The sequence below is a fragment of the Amycolatopsis japonica genome (genome assembly GCF_000732925.1).
Taxonomy (GTDB): domain Bacteria; phylum Actinomycetota; class Actinomycetes; order Mycobacteriales; family Pseudonocardiaceae; genus Amycolatopsis; species Amycolatopsis japonica.
Map to the genome: position 1 here is coordinate 8,745,745 of NZ_CP008953.1, position 20,828 is coordinate 8,766,572.

The 20,828-nt window shown below is 67.4% G+C and carries 25 protein-coding genes; 14 read left to right on the forward strand and 11 right to left on the reverse strand.

The features are described 5' to 3' along the window. Positions 1–1,037 precede the first annotated feature (1,037 nt). Positions 1,038–1,490 carry a hypothetical protein gene (locus AJAP_RS43950; RefSeq protein ID WP_148311646.1) on the reverse strand — a complete coding sequence of 151 codons (453 nt, stop codon included), beginning with the start codon at positions 1,488–1,490 and terminating at the stop codon, positions 1,038–1,040. 359 nt (positions 1,491–1,849) lie between these two features. On the opposite strand from AJAP_RS43950, the gene AJAP_RS40740 reads away from it, so the two are divergent. The 4 genes from AJAP_RS40740 (at position 1,850) to AJAP_RS40755 (ending at position 3,987) form a co-directional block, all read left to right on the forward strand. Then, positions 1,850–2,509 carry a YdcF family protein gene (locus AJAP_RS40740; RefSeq protein ID WP_038521660.1) on the forward strand — a complete coding sequence of 220 codons (660 nt, stop codon included), beginning with the start codon at positions 1,850–1,852 and terminating at the stop codon, positions 2,507–2,509. Between the two features lie 76 nt (positions 2,510–2,585). Continuing rightward, a complete protein-coding gene (locus tag AJAP_RS40745; protein ID WP_228694815.1) occupies positions 2,586–3,101 on the forward strand; it encodes a hypothetical protein in 516 nt (171 codons plus the stop codon). 27 nt (positions 3,102–3,128) lie between these two features. Beyond that, positions 3,129–3,617, forward strand: coding sequence for a GNAT family N-acetyltransferase (locus AJAP_RS40750; protein ID WP_038521666.1), 489 nt, complete (start codon positions 3,129–3,131; stop codon positions 3,615–3,617). 4 nt (positions 3,618–3,621) lie between these two features. Further along, positions 3,622–3,987, forward strand: coding sequence for a hypothetical protein (locus AJAP_RS40755; protein ID WP_038521668.1), 366 nt, complete (start codon positions 3,622–3,624; stop codon positions 3,985–3,987). On the opposite strand, the gene AJAP_RS40760 is transcribed toward AJAP_RS40755, so the two are convergent. Together AJAP_RS40760 and AJAP_RS40765 are read right to left on the reverse strand one after the other, a co-directional pair. Continuing rightward, positions 3,984–4,637 carry a hypothetical protein gene (locus tag AJAP_RS40760; RefSeq protein WP_038521671.1) on the reverse strand — a complete coding sequence of 218 codons (654 nt, stop codon included), beginning with the start codon at positions 4,635–4,637 and terminating at the stop codon, positions 3,984–3,986. The genes AJAP_RS40755 and AJAP_RS40760 overlap by 4 nt on opposite strands. An 85-nt stretch (positions 4,638–4,722) precedes the next feature. Beyond that, the gene (locus AJAP_RS40765) at positions 4,723–5,124 is read right to left on the reverse strand and encodes a DUF4279 domain-containing protein (RefSeq protein ID WP_016338169.1); all 402 of its coding nucleotides are present in this window, start codon (positions 5,122–5,124) and stop codon (positions 4,723–4,725) included. 36 nt (positions 5,125–5,160) lie between these two features. On the opposite strand from AJAP_RS40765, the gene AJAP_RS40770 reads away from it, so the two are divergent. Together AJAP_RS40770 and AJAP_RS40775 are read left to right on the forward strand one after the other, a co-directional pair. Next, complete coding sequence (locus AJAP_RS40770; protein ID WP_038521673.1) at positions 5,161–5,553, forward strand: pyridoxamine 5'-phosphate oxidase family protein; 393 nt, start codon at positions 5,161–5,163, stop codon at positions 5,551–5,553. A 34-nt stretch (positions 5,554–5,587) separates the two neighbouring features. Beyond that, entirely contained in the window at positions 5,588–6,115 is a 528-nt protein-coding gene (locus AJAP_RS40775; RefSeq protein WP_037334434.1) for a GNAT family N-acetyltransferase, read from the forward strand. On the opposite strand, the gene AJAP_RS40780 is transcribed toward AJAP_RS40775, so the two are convergent. Together AJAP_RS40780 and AJAP_RS40785 are read right to left on the reverse strand one after the other, a co-directional pair. Further along, positions 6,112–6,450: an MmcQ/YjbR family DNA-binding protein gene (locus AJAP_RS40780; RefSeq protein ID WP_038524837.1), complete on the reverse strand. Its 339-nt coding sequence runs from the start codon at positions 6,448–6,450 to the stop codon at positions 6,112–6,114. The genes AJAP_RS40775 and AJAP_RS40780 overlap by 4 nt on opposite strands. A 109-nt stretch (positions 6,451–6,559) precedes the next feature. Continuing rightward, entirely contained in the window at positions 6,560–8,626 is a 2,067-nt protein-coding gene (locus AJAP_RS40785; protein WP_158509821.1) for a GNAT family N-acetyltransferase, read from the reverse strand. A 150-nt stretch (positions 8,627–8,776) separates the two neighbouring features. Between AJAP_RS40785 and AJAP_RS40790 the strand changes: the two genes are divergently transcribed. Then, a complete protein-coding gene (locus tag AJAP_RS40790; RefSeq protein WP_038524843.1) occupies positions 8,777–9,424 on the forward strand; it encodes a VanZ family protein in 648 nt (215 codons plus the stop codon). On the opposite strand, the gene AJAP_RS44490 is transcribed toward AJAP_RS40790, so the two are convergent. Beyond that, positions 9,365–9,541 carry a hypothetical protein gene (locus AJAP_RS44490; RefSeq protein WP_167551731.1) on the reverse strand — a complete coding sequence of 59 codons (177 nt, stop codon included), beginning with the start codon at positions 9,539–9,541 and terminating at the stop codon, positions 9,365–9,367. The two genes, AJAP_RS40790 and AJAP_RS44490, sit on opposite strands and share 60 nt — an antisense overlap. 97 nt (positions 9,542–9,638) lie before the next feature. Further along, positions 9,639–10,292 (reverse strand): class I SAM-dependent methyltransferase, encoded by a 654-nt coding sequence (locus AJAP_RS40795; protein WP_038521676.1) that lies wholly within the window; start codon positions 10,290–10,292, stop codon positions 9,639–9,641. A 28-nt stretch (positions 10,293–10,320) separates the two neighbouring features. Here AJAP_RS40795 and mug point away from each other — a divergent pair, with 28 nt between their 5' ends. The 6 genes from mug (at position 10,321) to AJAP_RS40825 (ending at position 15,455) form a co-directional block, all read left to right on the forward strand. Further along, the gene (gene mug / locus AJAP_RS40800) at positions 10,321–10,872 is read left to right on the forward strand and encodes a G/U mismatch-specific DNA glycosylase (RefSeq protein ID WP_038521677.1); all 552 of its coding nucleotides are present in this window, start codon (positions 10,321–10,323) and stop codon (positions 10,870–10,872) included. 282 nt (positions 10,873–11,154) lie between these two features. Next, the gene (locus AJAP_RS40805) at positions 11,155–11,955 is read left to right on the forward strand and encodes a response regulator transcription factor (RefSeq protein WP_038524846.1); all 801 of its coding nucleotides are present in this window, start codon (positions 11,155–11,157) and stop codon (positions 11,953–11,955) included. A gap of 149 nt (positions 11,956–12,104) precedes the next feature. Further along, positions 12,105–13,949 (forward strand): acyl-CoA dehydrogenase, encoded by a 1,845-nt coding sequence (locus AJAP_RS40810; protein ID WP_038521680.1) that lies wholly within the window; start codon positions 12,105–12,107, stop codon positions 13,947–13,949. A 124-nt stretch (positions 13,950–14,073) separates the two neighbouring features. Beyond that, positions 14,074–14,349 carry a GlsB/YeaQ/YmgE family stress response membrane protein gene (locus AJAP_RS40815; RefSeq protein WP_038521682.1) on the forward strand — a complete coding sequence of 92 codons (276 nt, stop codon included), beginning with the start codon at positions 14,074–14,076 and terminating at the stop codon, positions 14,347–14,349. Positions 14,350–14,422: 73 nt separating this feature from the next. Next, entirely contained in the window at positions 14,423–14,716 is a 294-nt protein-coding gene (locus AJAP_RS40820; RefSeq protein ID WP_038521684.1) for a GlsB/YeaQ/YmgE family stress response membrane protein, read from the forward strand. A gap of 22 nt (positions 14,717–14,738) precedes the next feature. After that, positions 14,739–15,455 carry a leucine-rich repeat domain-containing protein gene (locus AJAP_RS40825; RefSeq protein ID WP_038521686.1) on the forward strand — a complete coding sequence of 239 codons (717 nt, stop codon included), beginning with the start codon at positions 14,739–14,741 and terminating at the stop codon, positions 15,453–15,455. Between the two features lie 3 nt (positions 15,456–15,458). On the opposite strand, the gene AJAP_RS40830 is transcribed toward AJAP_RS40825, so the two are convergent. From AJAP_RS40830 to AJAP_RS40840, 3 genes are read right to left on the reverse strand one after another with little or no spacing between them, the layout of a single operon-like run. Then, a complete protein-coding gene (locus AJAP_RS40830) occupies positions 15,459–17,303 on the reverse strand; it encodes a VanW family protein (RefSeq protein ID WP_038521689.1) in 1,845 nt (614 codons plus the stop codon). Positions 17,304–17,333: 30 nt separating this feature from the next. Further along, on the reverse strand, positions 17,334–17,627 hold the full coding sequence (locus AJAP_RS40835; RefSeq protein WP_007032412.1) for a GroES family chaperonin: 294 nt from the start codon (positions 17,625–17,627) through the stop codon (positions 17,334–17,336). Between the two features lie 40 nt (positions 17,628–17,667). Beyond that, entirely contained in the window at positions 17,668–19,476 is a 1,809-nt protein-coding gene (locus tag AJAP_RS40840) for an NHL domain-containing thioredoxin family protein (protein ID WP_038521694.1), read from the reverse strand. 179 nt (positions 19,477–19,655) lie between these two features. Here AJAP_RS40840 and AJAP_RS40845 point away from each other — a divergent pair, with 179 nt between their 5' ends. Continuing rightward, positions 19,656–20,225 carry a hypothetical protein gene (locus tag AJAP_RS40845; RefSeq protein WP_038521697.1) on the forward strand — a complete coding sequence of 190 codons (570 nt, stop codon included), beginning with the start codon at positions 19,656–19,658 and terminating at the stop codon, positions 20,223–20,225. A 141-nt stretch (positions 20,226–20,366) separates the two neighbouring features. On the opposite strand, the gene AJAP_RS40850 is transcribed toward AJAP_RS40845, so the two are convergent. Further along, positions 20,367–20,828, reverse strand: a complete 462-nt coding sequence (locus AJAP_RS40850; protein ID WP_038521700.1) for an SRPBCC family protein — start codon at positions 20,826–20,828, stop codon at positions 20,367–20,369.

Genomic DNA, 20,828 nt, shown 5'->3' on the forward strand with positions numbered 1-20,828 from the left:
CACCGGAGACCCATGGAACACGACGTCAGATCACCCCGCCCACCTGACCGCGTGGCAGTGTCACCGGGTGTCCCTCGCTGCTCAGCGTCTAACACCGTGTCGCCCGCATCAAGGCGGGAAAGCGTGCCTTGACACGACCGACCCGGCGCTAGAGATGGCAGGGGCGAGGGAAGCGGAGCAAACAGGCACAAGGACGCAGGTGGAGACAGGCGCACGTTGGGCCATTCAGCGGGGTCAACCAAGGTCAATCGCGGCCACCCCGAGCAAGCGCCGCCCGCAGGTCAGAGCCACTTTCCAGCATGATCACGCTGGTTCCCAAGCTGAATACGCGGGTACGATTCCCGTCATCCGCTCTCACGCGAAAGCCCCAGGTCAGTGGTTGTCCACTTAGGACCTGGGGCTTTCGCTTTGTCCGGCCGCCGATGCTCGCGTGCCATTAACGTGCCATTTGCCGACCGGAACTGGCTGGCCGTCCTGATCTTCGTCGTCGTCCGGAGTCGTGCTCTTGCGGTGTCGGTCGACGAGCTTGGACAGCCGGTCCGCGATCTGCGCGTCGGCCTCACTCGTCGCCCGCTGCTAGATCAGCGCCGCCCGCATGTCGTCATGCCCCAGATGTTCCCGGCATGCCGCAGGTCGTGGAAGTGCAGCCCCTTCAAGCCGATCTTCCCCACGACCTCGACCCACTTCGTCCGCTGACTGAAATTCGGCCGACGGACCGCGTTCCCACCTCGCTCACCGGTGAAGAGGAGCGCGTCTTGCTCGGCTTGACCCAGGTCTCTAAGTGCCGCAGGGGACACGTTCCACCTGGACCGGGGCAGGAACCTTCCTGCACCCTGGAAATCCTTCGAACCTCACGCAGAGATTTCCACATAACCATCACTCCCTTGAATTCAGCAGCTGCGATTGACAGGATTCTGACACTTGACCACACGTTGCGCAGCGGCGAAATCAAAAGCTTTAAGTTATAAGAAAGACTTCCCAGGGTCGCCCGAATCGAACGGAGCGCCGGCCCCAGACCACATGGAACGTATCTAGACTCAACCCTTCCGCGACCTCACAGCCTTGCCCTCATCTGGTCCTTTGCGCCACGCCATAAGGCCCGACATTATCAACATAATCGAGAAAGCTCCAAGCGCCACAAACAGAGTCCATGCATACCAGACTTGAGGGCGCCACATGAGCCACATCGGCGTAGAAACAATGGCAGCTAACAGGAAGGCGGCCGCAAGAGATGGCCAGTTTCGCTGTTTCCCCCTTGCATGGGCCTCTTCCATACCAAGCAGACTATCGATCTGAATCGAAAGCGCTGCCTCAAATTTTCCGACGAGCAATTTTTCGCTATCCAACTTCAGTTCGCGCAACTTCTCAATCGAGCTCAAATTCGCTTGGATCGAACTTCGTAGACGGTTTTCTCTACGCCTTGCCGCAACCAAACCAGCCAGCGCGGCCACCACTGTCGCCACAGGGCCAGTTAATGTTGAAAAATCCACACGAACTCTCCGCACAAAAGACTCAGACCAACAAGACGCATCTTTACACGCTGAATGCGTGACGCTGCGCGATCTTACGCAATCACCTCCTGACACGGCCCTCAGAGGATCGTCGCTGCGGCAAGATCCGTTACAACAACGCGTCTAGCATCCAGCGTTCGTAAAACAGGAGCCTGACAGAGCACGCCGTACGACCATGATCATCGGACAGTCAGTCGCAGGCCAGAGCCACTTTCCAGCATGATCACCCTGGTTCCCAAGCTGAATACGCGGGTTCGATTCCCGTCATCCGCTCTCATGCGAAAGCCCCAGGTCAGTGGATGTCCACTTAGGACCTGGGGCTTTCGCTTTGGAGTCTTATGACCTTGCCGGATGGCCTCCGCCACGACGTCCAGACGCTCTGGGACTACCACGACATGCGGCACGAACTCCGGCCCGCCGACGTCGGGATCGGACTCGGCAGCCACGATCTCGGCGTCGCCACCTGTGCCGCGGAACTGTTCCACGCCGGGATGTTCCCGCGCGTCGTCTTCACCGGGGCCAACGCGCCGACCACCGTCGAACGCTTCCCGCGCGGCGAGGCGGTGCACTACCGCGAACACGCGCTTGCGTTGGGCGTGCCGGATGACGCCATCTTGGTCGAGCCCGAGGCTCGGAACACCGGGGACAACATCACGCTCACCCGAAAGCTGCTGGAGTCTCGCGGCCTCGAGGTCGGGTCGGTCGTTCTCATCTCTCGGCCGTATCAACAGCGGCGTGCTTACGCGACCTGCAAGAAGCTGTGGCCCGAGGTGGACGTCATCTGCGCTTCGCGGCCGTTGCCGCTGAATGACTACGTCGAGAGCATCGGCGATGTGGACCGGGTGATCAACATGCTTGTCGGTGATACGCAACGGATCACCGTCTATGCGGAACGCGGTTTCGCTGTCCGGCAGGGCATTCCGGGCAGCGTCGCCGAGGCTTACGATCGTTTGGTCCGGGCTGGATTCAGAAGGCGCCTTTTGCCTCAGGACTGGTGACCGGCCCTGTCGCGACCCGAGCCGAAGCCGGGGACCCGTCCCGCTCCCCGCGATTACCTTCTCCACCGTGCGGAAAATGTCGAGCGACAGTACGGCCGCGGCCTTGCTCACCGTGGTGGCCGGGTCGCTGATCCTTCCGCTCCTCCTGGTCGGCGGGATCTTCCTCGTCATCGGCTTGAACACGGGCAGCACCCCGGGGCCGTACACCGTCGTTTTCGCCAAGGCGGGTGACGAATGCGGGGCGACAGGCCAATATCTCGACGCGTCCACAGGGGACCCGTTGAGATGCATGGGTCCGGGAGTGCTGCGCGATGCCTCGCTCGAATTCCCCGGTTTCTCCCGCGAGCAGAACGACGAGATTCGCCGCTGGCTGGCGACGTTGGCGGAAGACGGCGAGCTGAGCGTCTTCGACCATCGTTCGGTCCAGGCCAAGATCGACGGGATCGCGGCCGGATTGCCGCCGGGGATCCGCGTCGAGCGGGAATCCGGCTCGACGCGGATCTGGATCGGCTCGGGTTTGACGGTCGCCGGCCTGCTCTTGCTCTCCGGCTTCGCCTGGCGGTGGCGCCGGAACCGCTGGGCCGGTTATTGACTTCCCAGTGTCGTTACCGTGCCAGGTATGGAAATCCGGGAGTTCACCGAAGACGACTGGGCGCAGGTCTGGCCGATCGTGCGCGAAGTCGTGCGGGCGGCGGACACGTACACCTACGACCCGAACCTCACCGAGGACGACGCCCGCGGCACTTGGGTCGAGACGCCGCCGGGCCGGACGGTGGTCGTGGTCGAGGGCGGCCGCGTGCTCGGCACGGCCAAGATGGGGCCGAACCGCGGCGGGCCCGGGGCCCATGTGGCGACGGCCAGTTTCATGGTGGACAAGGACGTTCGCGGCAAGGGCATCGGTGGCGCGCTGTGTGCGGATGCCCTGGATTGGGCCAGGGAACGGGGTTTCGCGGGGATGCAGTTCAACGCGGTCGCCGAATCGAACGCGGCCGGGATCCGGATCTACGAACGGCTCGGGTTCGAGATCGTCGGCACGGTGCCGGGCGCGTTCGAGCACCCGACGCTGGGGCGCATCGGGTTGCACGTCATGTACTGCGACTTCGGCTGAAACCGTGAACGGGACGATCAAAAGACATGCCGTCACAGCCGTCGTCGCCGTGGCGGCGGTCGCGATCACGGCGACCTGGCTGCTGAACCGCGACGTCCGGCCGACCACCGTCGAAGGCTGGGCATGGCCGAACGCGGCCGGGAACACGATCTGGCTCACCGAGTCACCTGAGGGCGGCTCGAACGGCGACGGCTTCATTCTGTCGGGCGCTCGATGGGTCGGCCCCGACAACGTTTGGCGTGATGGCTCGTCGGGACCAACGTGCGTCGGCACGGACACCACGGTCGCGACGCATGTCCAACTCGGCGTGGTCGACGTCCGCACCGACGGGATGTCCTGGCGGCACGCCGTGTGGCTGCGCTGCCTTTAGCCTTCGACGAGTTCCCAAGGAGCGTCGGCGCTCGGCCGGTCGTACACCTGGCCGGGCGCGGCGCTCAGCACCAGCGCGACATCCGGGTACAGCGTGACGGCGTGTTCCATCTCGAGGGCTTCGACCTCGAAGTCCTCGCTTTCCGGGACCTGGAAGCCGACGAGCAGCCAGCTTCCGTCGGCCTCGCGGACGACCTGCCGGACGGCGCGCGCCGGGGCGGCGGGGTCGGTGGAGATCTCGGCGAGTTCGGTGCTCACCTGGACTTCTTCCAGCGGCGAGCCGGGATGCGTCCACGCGGCGAGGCGGGCGGCGCGCACCAGGAGGTCTTCCTCGTCGTCGTCCGAGTCGGCGACCGAACTGAGCAGCCACGTGCGCCGCTCCGGATCCCAGTCGGCGGCCATGCCGGTGGGGAGGCCTGCCAGCACGGCGATCTCCGGGATGAGCTCCACGGCGTCCCGCAGCGGCAGCGCGCCGAACGCGTCCTTGTTCTCCTCCATGTCTTCGGAGAACTCGTTGCCGTCGCTGATGAACCAGTCGCCGTCGTCGTCCAGGACGACGAACGCGAGGTTCGACGGGTCATCCACCAGCGACCGGGAGATGATCACCGGCGACTCGGGATCCTGACTCATCGGCCAGTTCTCGCTCGACATGCTGGGCTCCCAACGGGGTTGTCCGGCTGTGGGGCCCCATCCCACCATCTCCGGCGTTCCCCTCGCGCACCGGACCGGCGGAAGGTCATTCGCTGAGGTCGTACTCGTCGACGTCGAGCGCGGCCGCCGCTTCGGTGAGGAACGCGATCACGGCGGGCGAGAGGTGCCAGCCGAATTCCTCGCCGCCGTCACGGTGATGGAAGTAGCGCACCACCTGCAGCACCGCGCTCACGCCTTCGTCCACCAGCCGCCGGATTTCCGGGCGGACCGGGGCGAGCCTGCCGATCACGCTCTCGATCTGGTCGTCGACCGGTTCCGAACCGCGATGCGTCACCTTCCAGGCGTGCATCCGCGGCAACCGGTGTTCGGCGGACCGCGAACCCAGTACCAGCACCTCGTCGGGCTCCATGCCGAGCCGCGCGGTGATCTCCCCGGCGGACACGGTTTCGCTCTTCAAGGCGAAGTAGCAGTACTGGTGGACCTTCATACGCCCGGCACCCTAGCTTTCGGGCAGGCTGACCAGGTGAAACGTGATCAATCGCTTATCGAACGGCTCGCCAGGGAGCGCAACGCCTGGTTGTGCACGCTCCGCGGGGACGGATCGCCGCACGTCACGCCGGTGTGGTTCGTGTATCTCGACGGCGTCTTCTGGATCGGAAGCGGCGAGCGGAACGTGAAGGTGCGCAACATCGACGGCGATCCACGCGTCAGCCTCGCGCTCGAAGACGGCGACGCTCCGGCTGTCGCCGAAGGCGTGGCGCGCGTCCATCGAGGAGCTCTGCGCGAAGACGTCCTTGCGGCCCTGGCGGCGAAGTACGACGGCTGGGCGGCCGGGGTGGAGATCGCCCCGTTCGGCGCCAGGGTGCTGCTGGAAGTCCCCGTTAAGCGGTGGCTGCTCGAGGGTGTCGCCCAATAGTCTGGAAAGTCCGATACCGATCTTGGGATGGACGATGCTGACCGGTGAACTGATCCGCTTGCGCCCGCTGGAACCCGAGGACGCGGACACGCTGTGGCGCTGGCACAACGACCCGGAGGTCACGCGCTGGCTGCCCGCGGACCACCCGGAATCCCTCGCCCAGATCCGCGAACGCTTCACCCACCGGAAACCCAACAGCTTCAGCCAGGTGGACTTCGCGATCGAGAGCCTCGCCGTCGGCACCTTGATCGGCACCTGCACCCTGCGCGACGCCACCCCGGAGCAGGGCCGCGCGGAACTCGACATCTACCTCGGCGAGAAGGACCACTGGGGCGGCGGCTACGGCACCGACGCCATGCGCACGCTCTGCCGCTACGGCTTCGACATGATGCGGCTGCACATGATCGCGCTGTGGGTCGTGGTCGACAACGAGGCCGCGATCCACATCTACAAGAAGCTCGGGTTCCAGGTGGACGGCAGGCATCGGCAGTCGTTCCGCGGCCAGAACGGCCAGTGGCACGACGAGTACCTGATGAGCCTGCTCGAAGGGGAACTCCGCTAGTCGTTCAGTCCTTTCGTGAGCCTGGCGGGTGCCTTCATCCGCCAGGCCGCCTCGATGAGTTCGCTCAATTGCACCTTCTCCACCTTCTCGAGGTCGACGAGGATCGCGCCGTAGCCGTCGTAATGCGGCGTGGTGAAGTACGCGGGGTCGCCGGAAGCCAGCAGGGCCTCCTTCTCCGCGTGCTCGCACAGCAGCATCAGCCCGCCCTCGGCCTCGGTGCGCAGCCGGGCGAAGTTCTTGCCCGCGACCTTGAGCGACGGCGTGCGGTACGACGTGGACTCCTCGACCTCCGGCAACCTGCCCGCCAGAGCCACGACTTCTTCCCAGGTCGTCATGGCGGACATTGTGCCCTGGGTCACTGACAAAACCACCCGGCGAATGCAAGGAAAGGTCCTTTCCTCGCAAATTTCGCAAGGAAAGGACCTTTCATGGCGCGCGGGGGAGCTACGGCAGGACGGTGATCCGGTCCGCGGGCGGCGGAGCGATGCCCGGGTGCGCCCCGAAGTACGCGATCAGCGCGTCCAGGTCCACCGGACCACCCGACAGGCCGGTCCCCTTCGTGAACTCGGTGAAGCCGTCCCCGCCGGCGGCGAGGAAGTTGTTCACCGAAACGCGGTACGACGCCGCCGGGTCGATCGGCGCGCCGTCGAGCGTCAGGTTCGAAACGCGCGAACCCTGAGCCGCCGACGCCGAGTACGAGTACTTCAGCGACTTCGAGATCTGCAGCGTGCGCACGACGCCGTTGGCCTGCCACTGCTGTTCGAGCACGTTCTTCAGGTTCGCGCCGGTGAGCGTGATCGTCTGCATGATGTTCGCGAACGGCTGCACGGCGAACGCCTCGCCGTAGGTCACGACACCGTCGCCTTCGCCGGCGGGCGACGACGCGTAGGTGAAGTCCGTGCGGATACCGCCCGGGTTCGTCATCGCGATCTGCGCGCCGTTCGACTTCGTGGCTTCGAGCTGGGCGTCGGCGATGACGTCGCCCAGCGGCGACTCACCGGACGCCGCGCCCTTGGCGACCAGATCCGCGGTGATGGTGCCGACGGCCTTGTTCGCGATCGGCGCGGCCTTGGTCTTGGCCTCGTCGATCAGCTTCACCACGTCGGCGTCCGGGGTGACGTCGCGGGTGACGATCTGGTTGTGCGCCTTGGTCTCGCCACGGACGACGTCGCGGGTCCGGCGGTCGATCTTCAGGTCGACGACCGACAGCAGACGGCCGAACGACGCGCCCTGGATCACCGGACGCGGGGCGCCCTCGGGATCGTTGATCACGCAGTTGTACTGCTGGTGGCTGTGCCCGGTGAAGATGGCGTCCACTTTGGACGTCACCTTCTGCGCGATCGCGGTCGCCGCGCCCGGCTTGACCTTGCACTCGTCCGGACCTGCGGTCTCGGAGTTGTCGCCCTGGTGCAGCAGCACGACCTGCGCCTTGACCCCGAAGAAGTCGAGCAGCTTGGCCGTGCGGTCGATGGCCTGGACCTCTTCGCCGAACTTGAGGCCCTTGATCGCCTCCGGGGTGACGACCTGCGGCAGATCCTTCAGCGTGGCGCCGATGACGCCGATCGGGACGCCGCCGGAGACCTCGATGCTGAACGGCAGCAACGCCGGGACGCCGTTCTCGTAGTACACATTGGACCCGAGGAAGGGGAAGTTCGCGCCCTTGAAGGACTCGCGGAACTGGCAGCCGTCGGTGGGATGGCAGCCGCCGTGCTGCATCCGGCGGAGCTCCTTGAGGCCCTCGTCGAATTCGTGGTTGCCCACGACGGAAGCCTCGACGCCGAGCCGGTTCAGCAGCTCGACGGTCGGCTCGTCGTGGAACAGCGCCGAGATCACCGGCGACGCGCCGATGCTGTCACCGGCCGACAGGACGACCGAGTTGCGCGCTTCGCCGCGAAGCTTCTTCAGGTGCGTCGCGAGGTAGGCGGCGCCGCCCGCGTTGACGGTCTTGCCGTCGGGCAGCGTGACACGGCCGCTCGAACCGGACGGCGGTTCGAGGTTGCCGTGCAGGTCGTTGAACGTGATCAGCCGGACGTCGGTGGTCGCCGACGCGGCGGACGCGGGCGCGGCGACGGCGGCCAGCGCGGTCAGCGCGGCACCGGCGACGACGGCCAGGCGGGTGGAGATCTTCATTGTTGGGCGCACGGCGGAGGAGTCTGCCTTGCGGGTTTGACCTTCACCAGAGGAAAAAGGAGGACGATAGGCAACCGTCACATGGCGCGTGAGCTTCCGGGTGCCCAGCCCCCGGCCCCGGGCTTCGGGCGCGACCCACATCGAGTAGAGGATCCAGCCGTCGTCCCGCGCCCGTCCGGCGACGAGGCCGACCGGACGCCCGTCGTCGAAGGCGGCGAACCAGACGTCGCCCGCCAGCTTCGCGAGCCACTCCTCGTCGGATTGCGCGCTTTCGGCAGCGGCGATCGAGCCGTAGTTCTCGGGGGTGTCCGTCAGGGCACGCAGGCGGACCTCGCGGAAGACGTCGAGGTCCGAGGGGACGAGCCGTCGAACGAGCAACATCCGGGCAGAATCCCACGTCGAGCGGTGGATCGGGGAACGAATATCGCCGATCGGCCAAGATCGGGGTCGGCCACTCGGCCGATCCGGCGCCGTCCGCCGCGGCCCTTCGACCGAAGTGGCGGACCCCTCGTGATCCATAACGTCGTGGTCATGACGAACGCACAGGTCACCGCCCTGCAGTACGGCTTGATCAGCTTCTTCGCGCTCTGGGCGACGGTGCTGATCCCGCAGCTGATCGTCCTGCACGCGCGGCACGGCCGGGTGCGGCTTCGTCCCGTCCTGACCACGGCCGCCGTGCTGCTCTACGCGACCATGACGCTGGCCGTCACCTTCCTGCCGCTGCCCGGCCCCGGCGTCAAACGGCTGAGCCAGACCGTGCAACTGCAGCCGTTCCAATGGGTCGCCGACATCCACACCGAACTGCTCAAGCACGGGCTGCCGATGGCCGACTGGTTCACCACGCAGACCTTCCAGCAGGCCACCATGAACGTGCTGCTGTTCGTCCCGCTCGGCTTCTTCGCCAGGACGCTGTGGAAGCGCGGCCTCGTCGGCACGACGCTGATCGGCCTCGCCGCTTCGCTGCTGATCGAGATCACGCAGCTGACCGCGAACTTCGGCACCGCGCCCTACGTCTACCGGATCTTCGACGTCGACGACCTGCTCAACAACACCGGTGGCGCGATGCTCGGCTGGATCGCCGGGGCCCTGCTGCTCAGCCTCGTGCGCAAGCCCGTTCCCTCAACGGTCGAGCTTCAGCTTCCGCGCCGCGAGCGGGTCGACCTCGCCCAAGTCCGCTAGCCTCGCCTGCCGTCGCTGGGCCGCGCGCCTCGCGGCCCGCCGGTCTTCCGCGATCACCAGCACGGTGGCCACCACGAAGATCAACGCGACCAGGCCGAGGATGAGCGAGAGCTGCAAAACGCCTCCTCGAAGACGACCTTGTGTGCGAGATCACAAACAGTACGCACATCGTGCTGAGTTGACCACCCCTTGAGACGAAAGTGGGTGTCGCAGGTCACTCGGGGCTCGCCGAGAACCAGGTCCGGTCTTCGGTGTGCCACCGTTCGAAGGCCAGGTCTGCGCTGGTCAGCGCGGCTTTCAGGGCCTGCAGGTCCAACCGCCGGCAGGTGAACGCCTGGCTCCACCACCGGGTGCCGGCCGAGTACCGCACGACGGCCGAGAGCAGGTCGCCGTCACGGACGACCTGGCCGAGCCGGACGTCGACCTCGCCGAGCCTGCCGCCCTGACCGTCGCGGACCGAGTCGAACCACTCCGGCGGATGCCATTCGACGAGCACCCGCCCGCCGGGCGCGACATGCGCGCGGGCGGTGGCCAGGAAGGCCGCCCGATCGGCTTCCGAGGCGGTGTTGACCAGGTGGCTGCCGAGCAACACCACGTCGAAGAGCCGGCCGAGCCGCAGGTCTTCGATCTTCGAGCACACCGTCCCGGCGCGGACGTGGGCGAGCATCTCCGGCGAATCGTCCACCGCGACCACCGGATGCCCGAGCTCCAGCAACGCGTGCGTGACGCGCCCGGCGCCGCTGCCGAGCTCCAGGATCGACGCCCCCGCCGGGACCGCCGCGTGCACGATCCCCGGCTCGTCGCCGGGCGGCAGCAGCCGGTACACCTCCACCGAACACCCGTCCGCCGTGAACGTCCCCTGCTCCATACCCACCAGCGTGCCGGAAACTGGCCCCGTGAGGACCAAACCGACCAAGGGCGAGCTGGCCGCCGCCTACGGCAAGACCATCGACGACGTCATCGCGCCCGATCTGGACGTGCTGTTCTGCGGGATCAACCCCGGCCTCTACTCGGGCGCCCTCGGCCTGCACTTCGCCCGGCCGGGGAACCGGTTCTGGCCCGCGCTGTACCGCGGCGGCTTCACCCCGCGCCTGCTCGACCCCAGCGAGCAGGACGAACTGCTCGGCCTCGGTCTCGGCATCACGAACGTCGTCGCGCGGACGACGGCGCGGGCCGACGAGCTGACGCCGGACGAATTCCGGGAAGGCGGCCGTCTGCTCACGGCGAGGGTCGCCGAATTCCGGCCACGCCGGCTCGCGGTCGTCGGGATCACGGCCTACCGGACCGCCTTCGGCCTGCCGAAGGCGAAGATCGGCCCGCAAGACACCGAGATCGGCGGAGCGCGGGTTTGGGTACTGCCGAATCCGAGCGGGCTGAACGCGCACTGGACGCCCGCGGCGCTCGGGGACGAGTTCGGGCGCCTTCGTGCCGAAGTCCACTCTCAGTAGTGAACGGGTCAGGATCTCCCGTCGGTGCGCTCATTCGAGCAAGAGATCCACAACCAGCTGATACGCAGAGTTTGCTGCGACGAGGCGATACATCTATGAGGGGGATATCGCGTCACGTGCTCCGACCTACCGACTCGTAATAGTTACGAGGTGTCATCTCTGTCCGGTCCCGCAGGGGGGACCGGTTGGCGAGGGTGACCACGCCGGGGGGCAGTGGTCACCGAATGGACTTCCGAGTCCTCTCGTCCGGAGATGGCGGGCACGAAAACGGAGGGGTCCGTGATGCGAAGCATCGAGCCGAACCGAACGCAGGCCGGCAGGCCTGGCGGACTGTCGCCAGGCGGCCGCGGACTCGGCGTGGCCGCCGTCGATCCGATCCCGATCTTCTGCGAGGGATTGAGCTCGCTGGTCCACCGCACGCCGGGGCTGACGTGGCTCGGCCACGCGGCGAGCCATCATGCCGCGCTCCAGCTGTGCGAACAGCTCAAACCGGACGTCATCGTGCTGGATTCGGCGCTCGACCCGAACTGCCATCTGTCCCGGCTGCTCAGCGGCGGCGACCCGGCGCTGGTCATCATCACGATGATCAGGGACACCAACCGCACCCAGCAGTACCTCGCCGCGGCGATCGCGGCGGGCGTGCACGCGATCGTGCCGAGGGCGACCGACGGACGGCACCTGGCCGAGGCGATCCGGCGCGCGCACAGCGACCGCCGCTACATCGACCCGACGCTGGCGGCACTCACGGCGCGGCCGAAGCGCCAGCCCGTGCTCCCGAAGCCGGGCGAAGCCCCCAAGCCGGCGACCGCGCGCGGCCTGATGCCGCTGTCCCGCCGCGAGTACCAGGTCCTGCAGCTGGTGGCCGAGGGACTCGAGAACTCCGGGATCGCGAAGATCCTGTTCCTGTCCGTCGAAACCGTGCGGACGCACGTCAAGAGCATCCTGCGCAAGCTTTCGGCCCGCGACCGCACACACGCCGTGACGATCGCGTTCCGCTCCGGCATCCTGGTGGCGAATCCCGACGACGCGCACACCCCGGCGGAGCCGCAGGCGGCCACTTCGATCGCGCCGTCACCCCGCTGAACCAGCACCTCGACCCCCCGAATTGCTGATTTCCACATCACAACAGTGGCCATTCACTTGCCGCCGGTTACCCACAGGTAATATCCTGATGTTACCGGCGAGTAGGGACGTGTGCCCGGCCGGGGAGCCGAACACATTGGAGTGACGAAATGGGCCACTACAAGAGCAACGTCCGAGACCTGGAGTTCAACCTCTTCGAGGTCCTCGGCGTGCAGGACCGCCTCGGCAAGGGCGTCCTCGCGGAATCCGACGAGGAGACCGCCCGCGGCGTGCTGACCGAGCTGAACAAGCTCGCTTCCGGTCCCCTCGCCGACTCGTACGCCGACGCGGACCGCAACCCGCCGGTGTACGACCCGAAGACCTTCTCGGTGAAGATCCCCGAGTCGTTCAAGAAGAGCTACCAGGCGCTGATGGACGGCGAATGGTGGCGGCTGGGCCTGCCGAACGAGCTGGGCGGCTTCGGCCTGCCCCCGACCGTGCAGTGGGCCGCGGCCGAGCTGATCCTCGGTGCCAACGCGCCGCTGTTCATGTACATGGCGGGCCCGAACTTCGCCGGCATCGTCGACAAGAACGGCACCGACGAGCAGAAGCGCTGGGCGCAGATCATGATCGACCGCGGCTGGGGCGCCACCATGGTCCTCACCGAGCCCGACGCCGGTTCCGACGTCGGCGCCGGCCGCGCCAAGGCCGTCAAGCAGGAGGACGGCTCCTGGCACATCGACGGCGTGAAGCGGTTCATCACCTCGGCCGAGAACGACATGGTCGAGAACATCATGCACCTGGTGCTGGCCCGCCCCGAGGGCCCCGGCATCGAGACCAAGCCCGGTACCAAGGGCCTTTCGCTCTTCCTCGTGCCGAAGTTCCACTTCGACGGCGAGACCGGTGAGCTGGGCGAGCGCAACGGCGCCTTCGTCACCAATGTCGAGCACAAGATGGGCATCAAGGCCTCCACCACCTGCGAGCTGACCTTCGGCCAGCACGGCACCCCCGCCAAGGGCTGGCTGCTCGGCGAGGTGCACGACGGCATCGCGCAGATGTTCCAGGTCATCGAGTACGCCCGCATGATGGTCGGCACGAAGGCCATCGCGACGCTGTCGACCGGCTACCTCAACGCGCTCGAGTACGCCAAGGAGCGCGTCCAGGGTGCGGACCTGCCGAACATGCTGAACAAGGCGGCGCCGCGCGTCACCATCACCCACCACCCGGACGTCCGCCGCTCGCTGATGCTGCAGAAGGCGTACGCCGAGGGCCTGCGCGCGGTGTACCTCTACACCGCGACCTTCCAGGACCAGGTGTGGACCGGCGAGGGCGACGAGGCTTCGCGGAAGATCGCGCACGGCGTCAACGACCTGCTGCTGCCGATCGTCAAGGGCGTCGGCTCCGAGCGCGCGACCGAGCAGCTCGTGCAGTCGCTGCAGACCCTCGGCGGGTCCGGCTTCCTGCAGGACTACCCGATCGAGCAGTACATCCGTGACGCGAAGATCGACTCGCTGTACGAAGGCACCACGGCCATCCAGTCGCTGGACTTCTTCTTCCGCAAGATCGTCCGCGACAAGGGCGCTTCGCTGGCCTACGTCGCCGGCGAGATCACGAAGACCATCGAGTCGGAGATCGGCAACGGGCGGCTCAAGAACGAGCGCGGTCTGCTCAAGCAGGCGCTCGAAGACACCCAGGGCATGCTCGGCTCGCTGATCGGCTACCTGACCTCGTCGCAGGAAGACCCGCAGAACATCAACAAGGTCGGACAGCACACGGTCCGCCTGCTGATGTCGGTCGGCGACCTGCTCATCGGCTGGCAGCTCATCAAGCACGCCGAGGTCGCCATCGGCAAGCTCGACGCGGGCGCGTCGGCGAAGGACGTCCCATTCTACGAGGGCAAGCTCGCCGTGGCGTCGTTCTTCGCGAAGAGCGTCCTGCCGGAGCTGACGTCGCGCCGTGCGATCGTCGAGGCCGCGGACAACAGCCTCATGGAGATCCCCGAAGCCGCGTTCTAAACGGTTTCGTGACGAAGAGCCCTCTCCGGTCCGGAGGGGGCTCTTCGTGGTTTCGAGGGGGATTTCCGGGGGAATTTCCGTGCTGAGTCCGCCCGTTGGCGGAGACCTCGGCAAAGGAGTCTCAATGACAGTCACCGGCATCATCACGGCGATCGTGGTCGGCCTGATCCTCGGGGTGCTCGGCAGGTTCTTCGCCCCCGGCAAGCAGTCCATCCCGATCTGGCTGACCATCGTCGTCGGTATCGTCGCCGCCTTCATCGGCACCGCGATCGCCCGCGGGCTCGGCTACGCGGACACGAAGGGCTTCGACTGGCTCGAACTCATCACCCAGATCGTCATCGCCGGGATCGGGGTCACGCTGGCCGCCAACCTCTACGGACGCCGCGGTGTCACCCGGTAAGGGGTCTTGAGGCGCGACGAGCCGGTTTCGGTGTCACCGTGGGTTCACTCGATTCTCCAGCGAAGGAGGGACCATGTTGGGTGGCCTTTGGGGCATCATCACCACGATCGTGGTCGGGCTGATCCTCGGCGTCATCGGCCGGATGATCGCGCCCGGCGATCAGAAGATCCCGATGTGGCTGACGATCGTCGTCGGCATCGTCGCCGCGTTCATCGGCAACTGGCTGGCCGGCGTGTTCGGCGTCCGCGACACCGCGGGCATCGACTGGATCCGGCACGCCTTCCAGGTCGGCGCGGCCATCGTCGGCGTCATCGCCGCGGCCGCGATCTACGCCAAGATCAAGGGCGGGCATCGCGCCGCGACCTGACCCAGGACTACGGTCGGCCCCTGTGACCACTCGACTCGAACTCGGTGGCCAGGGGCTGACCTCCCTGTCCGGCATCTCCCTCCCGGCGACGCTGGAGTACCTGGATCTGTACGACAACCGGCTGACGTCCGTTCCCGACGAGCTGTGGTCGCTTTCCGGGCTCCGCGTGCTGAATCTGGCCACCAACCGGCTGACCTCCGTCCCGCCCGCCATCGGCGCCTTGCGGAATCTGCACACGCTGGATCTGGGGCACAACGAACTTTCCGTCCTGCCGGACGAACTCGGCGAGCTTTCCGGGCTGACGGAATACCTCTACGTGAGCGACAACCGGTTGACCGAGTTCCCCGCCGCGTTGTGTTCGCTCGGACGGCTGAAATACCTGGGGTGCACGGACAATCGCATCGCCACCCTTCCGGAGGATCTGTCCGGCCTGACGTCGTTGCGTGAATTCCGCTTGTACGGCAACGGATTGACCGGAATCCCGGAATCGATGGGGACACTTTCCGCGTTACGCGAACTGCATCTGCGAAAGAACCGGTTGACCACCTTGCCGTCCTCCATCGGAGACCTGAGCGAGCTGCGTCAGCTCGACCTGAGGGAGAACCGGCTCACCTCGCTGCCGGAGTCCATCACTCGGCTGTCCAAATTGGACAAACTGGATCTGCGGTGGAACAAGGAACTGCGCGAGCCGCCGTGGCTCGCTGACTTCGAGGCGCGGGGCTGCATGGTGCTGCGGTGAAGCTCAGGCGCAGATGATCGCGGTCCTCGGCGAGTAGGTCGCGTTGCGGGTCTCCCGGCGGACCTCCGTACCGGTGACGACGTCGACGAGCACGCGGGTGTCCGACGTGCTGAACCCGGCCGCGCCGGGATCCGGGACGCAGCCGGGCCCCGACCCCATCTGCACCGGCTGAGGAACGTACGAATGCCGCTCGCCGGCGACGCTCTGCACCGAAAACCGTTTCGTACCCCAGATCCGCACCGTCACCGAGCCGTTCGCGGGGATCACCTGGAGCGCGATCCCGGTCGGGGCGTCGTTGACGATCTGCAGATCGACCGGCGAACCGTCGGTGTTGATCGCCTTGGCGTCGCGCGCGACGGGATACCGGTCCAGGTAGTTGTCGTGCTCCAGATGACCGCCGTCGGCGAGGCCCGCCAGGTACGCGGCGTTGTAGAGCGTCGTCGCGAGCTGCGAGACGCCGCCGCCGACCACGACCGGCCCGGTGCCGTCCTCGTTCACCGGGGCGGGCACGTAGCCCGCGTCCGCCGTCCTCGCCCCGGAGCGCGCGCCGAGGCTGAACCGTTCGTTCGGCTTCACGATGGCGCCGGAGACCCTGGTGGCCAGCGTCTGCACGTTCGTCATCGCCGGCCCGCTCAAACCGGACGTGGTGAACTCGCCGATGACCTCGTTGATGCCGAGGACGTTCGCCGCCTCGGTGCTGACGGCCGGGCTGCTGGCGTCGTAGACCGCTTTCAGCTCCCGCTCCTCGCTCTTGGCGAGCGTCGAGGTCAGCGAGGAGAACGTGAGGTCCCAGTTGACCTTCCTCGCGTCCTTCGACGGCTGGACGGCCGGTCTGTCGCCGACGAAGACGATCTGCGCGTCGGCGCCGTCGGTCTCGGTCTCCTTGAGCTGCGGCTGCGCCACCGCCCGCAGTTTGCCCTGGTCGATACGGACTTCGAGGTTGCCGTCGTCGCGCGCGGCGAACTGGAAGGACCCCGCGATCACGTCCGGTTTCAGCGTCGCGTCCTTGCCCTCGCCGCGGATGACCAGCGGCTTCGCGACGGCCGGGACGACGATCTTGACGAGCGCCGCGTGCACGCCCGGCGAAGTCGCCTTCACCGGCGCGACGTTCACCTTGAACTCGACACCGTTGTCGCTCAGCCAGCCCTCGGTGACCGCGGTGACGGCCTCCTTGAGGTCGGTGAGGGTCTGCCCGTTGCGCGGTTCGACCGCGGCCGGGACCACGCCGCCGTCGGTGCCCGCGACCGGCTGGAAGGTGATGTTCCCTTCGACCGGCGGGCGGTTCAGCTTCGTGGCGGCGAGGTCCGAGACGGCCTTTTCGAGTTTCGGCGCGTCGGTCCAGGTGACGACACCGACCTCGCGGCTGGTGAAGAACGACATCAGCCGCGTGTACGGGCTCAGTGGCTGATGACCGGCGCGGCCCAGCGTCTGCGGCCAGTCCAGGCCGAGGCCGGAGGACGTCGGGTACAGCACCGTGCGGACGTCGCCCGCCCGCACCCGCACCGGCTCGATCAGCCTCGGCTCCAGCTCACGGCGAAGTTTCGACTCGGCGTCTTTGTGCGTGAGACCGCCGACGTCGATCCCCGCGACCGTGACGCCGCGCGGGACGTCCCCGGCGCTGACGATCAAATCGACCGCGTACAGGAGCACGAACAGGCCCATGAGCACGCCGGTGACCATGAGGGCCTTGCCGAGGCCCTTGCGGAACTTCGACGCGGGCGTCGGCGGCGGATGCACCACCCTGTCGCCCTCGAAGAGCTCGTCTACCAGGCCCTCGTCGGTTTCCGGGGCCGAGAGGAGATCGTCGGTGAACAGGTCGGCGCCCGGCTCGTCATGGTCTTCGCGCACCGCCCCTCACCACCCCTCCCGTGGCTCGAGTTACAGGTACAACCCCGTGCCGTGTTCGGTCCGTTCGGTCGCCACGGCGTGGATGTCGCGTTCCCGCATCACCAGGTGCCCCTCGCCCTGGATCTCGACCTCGTGCTGGTCGTCCGGGTTGAACAGCACGCGGTCGCCGGTCTTGACGTTCCGCACACTGTTGCCCACGCCCAGTACATCACCCCACGCGAGCCGCCGCGCCACCTGCGCGGTGGCGGGGATGACGATGCCGCCGGAACTTCGGCGCTCCCCGTCCTCGGGGGACAGCTTCACGAGCACCCTGTCCTGCAGCATCTGAATCTCGAGTTTCGGCCGCTCTGACACAGGTACGACTCTACTTACCCGGGTCGCCCGCCATGACCAGGCTCAGCACGCTTTCTCCGCCGTTTTCGAACCGCACCGGCACACCCCAGTCCTGGCGGGTGATGCGGCAGGCGGGATGCTCGCCTCCATCGTCACAGCTCGCCGCCTGCGCGACGACCTGCAGAACCCCTCCGGTGACGCCCTCGGCGAAGCGGAGCTTGCGGAACAGGTCCGTGCCCACTCCGGCGCCGTCGGCGAGCAGTTCCGGCGGCGACGCGCTGATCTCCAGCCGCGTCGACGGGCCGAAGCGGTCGTCGAGCTTCTCGCCGGGCGGCGGGGTGAAGACGACGGAGAACTCCAGCTCACCCGGCGCGAGCACGGTCGGCGGACGGCGGACCGCGTGCGCGTCCCCGGCCACGGCCTGCTCCCCGAGCGGCACCGGCCCGATCCGGCCGCCCGCCGACTCGACGACCAGCAGTTCGCCGTCGTGCACCAGCAGCCCGGACGGCTCCGCGAGCCCGGTCGCGAGCGTGGTCACTTGGCGGGTGAGCGGGTCGTAGCGGCGGATGGCGCCGTTGTAGGTGTCGGCGATAGCGACGGTGTCGCCAGGGAGCACGGCAAGGCCGAGCGGATGCTGCAGGAGCGCCTTGTCGGCGGGTCCGTCTACATGGCCGAAGGAGAACAGGTCGACGCCGACCGCGGTGTGCACGGTGAACGTCTCGCCCTCGGGCTGGATCCAGCGCAACGCCGACGTCTCCGCGTCCGCGAGCCACAGCTTCTGCCCGTCGGGCGTCAGGCCGGACGTCTGCGCGAAGAACGCCTCGTGGACGTCGCCGTCACGCAGGCCTTCGACGGTCGTGCCGGCGAAGCGGCGGATGGTGCCCGAGACCGGCTCGAACACGCTCAGCGTGTGGTTGCCCGCCATGGCGACCACGACGCCGCCCGCGGGACCCCACCAGGCGACGTCCCAAGGGCTGGTGAGGTCGATGTCGAGCGCCTTGCCGGTGTCGACGCCGTCGCGCCACTGGCGGCCGGTGCCGGCGACCGTGGAGACCTCGCCGGTGATCAGGTCGATCCCGCGCAGCCGGTGCCCGGCCGTGTCGGCGACGACGGCGTGATAGCCCGCGCGTTCGGCGACCTCGTACGGCAGCAGGGTGATCCCGGACGGCTCGGTGAAGCTCGCCAGGTCGAACGGCCCGTCCTGCGCGCCTCGCTCACCGCTGCCGAACCGGCGGATGATCGTCTCGCCGTCGGAGGCGAACTCGACGATGGAGTGGTTGCCCGTGTCGGCGACCAGGATGCGGCCTTCGGCGGTGGTGACGGCCTTGCTCGGGAACCGCAGCTCGGTGCGCTGCTCCTCGGCCGGGACGTACGGACTGCCGCCGCGGCGGAGCGTGCCCTTGGCCTCGTGGGTCGCGACGAGGTCGGCGATCACCCTGCGCAGTGCCTCGGCGTGCCCCTCGCCGGCGGCGACGTGGACGACGTAACCCTCGGGGTCGACGACGACCAACGTCGGCCATGCCTTGACCGCGTATTGCGACCAGGTGGCCATCTTCGGGTCGTTGAGGACCGGGTGGTGCACCTCGTAACGCCGCACGGCGGCCTCGATCGCGGCCGCCTCGCCCTCGTGCAGGAACTTGGGCGAATGCACGCCGATGGTCACCAGGACGTCGGCGAACTCGGCCTCCAGCGGGCGCAGCTCGTCCAGCACGTGCAGGCAGTTGATGCAGCCGCTGGTCCAGAAGTCCAGCAGGACGACGCGGCCGCGCAGCCCGGCGAGCGTGATCCGCTCGCCGCCGGTGTTGAGCCACCCGTCACCGGCGAGCTCGGGGGCGCGCACACGGGACTGCGTTCGTGGGGAAGTCACGACATGAGTGAACTACACCCGCGGCCGTGCTGTTCCGAGGTCCAGGCGTTGAGAGGGCGAGCTCACCCCTCGGGAGGAGGCCCATGTAGGTGATGAGGGAGTGGTGTTAAAAGGGAAGGCGCCTTCGCGATGCGCAATTTAGGCTCGAACACATGTCCACTGTTGAGCACGCCTTCACCATCGAGGAGGCACACGACCTCCAGGCGAGCTTGGCCGAACCCGTGCGTCCCGGGTTGAGCGAGGCCGAGCTCGACGACGTCGAAGCCCGTTTCGGCTTCCGGTTCGCCGCCGACCACCGGACGTTCCTGTCCGCCGGGGTGCCGATCGGCGACCGCTGGCCGGACTGGCGCTGCGGCAACCCCGACCAGCTGCGAAAACGCCTGGACTGGCCGGTCGACGGGGTGCTTTACGACGTCGAACACAACGGCTTCTGGCTGCCGGACTGGGGCATGCGCCCGATCGACCTCGCCGACGCGCTTTCACGGGCGCGATCGCATCTGGCGCTCGCGCCGCAGCTGGTACCCGTCTGCGGGCACCGGTATCTGCCCGGGATCGCCGGGAGCACGGGCTATCCGGTGCTGTCGGTGTATCAGACCGACATCGTCTATTACGGCTACGACCTGCGGGGATACCTGCAGCACGACTTCTGCGGCCAGCCGCTGGGCCCGCCGCCGGAGGGCGGGCCGCGGCACGTCGAGTTCTGGTCTCGGTTCGTCGAATGAACGGTCCGTTCATGACTTGAGTTTGTGGGTTGGGGACGCTACATGTGGTGGCGTTGAGGATCGTTCGTCACCACATGTGCCCCACGTGGTAGCAAAGGTCCCTTGCTCTTTTCGGTGATCCGGGACCGGCCGTGGTATGGGTCAGGACTCGGCGGCGGCCTTCAGCCGAGCCAGCGTCGCGGCGATGTTCGCCCGGTTGGCGTCGTCCCGCTTCCAAACCCCGGTGAACAGCGACGTCGGCCCGCGCAGCCAGCCCGGCCGCCGGTCCCACGTGCTCTCGACGGCCACGCAACCGTCGCCCGACGCCTCGATGTCGTACTGCCAGCGCGCGACGGGAAGGCCGGCGACGGTGGTCACCTCGAACGCGAACCGCTTGCCCTCGTCGGCGTCCGTGATCGTCGAGAGCGTGCTCCAGCGGCGGAGCCCACGGCGGTTTCGGCCGCGGAACTTGGCGCCCACGACGGCCCCCGCGGCGCCGACCCAGCGGTGTCCCTCGTATTCCTCGGCCATACCCGCGAGCGCACCCGGGTCACTGACCAGGGAATACACCTTCTCGGGCGGGGCGGCGATCGCGATCTTTCCGGTGGCGCTGGGCTCTGTCAT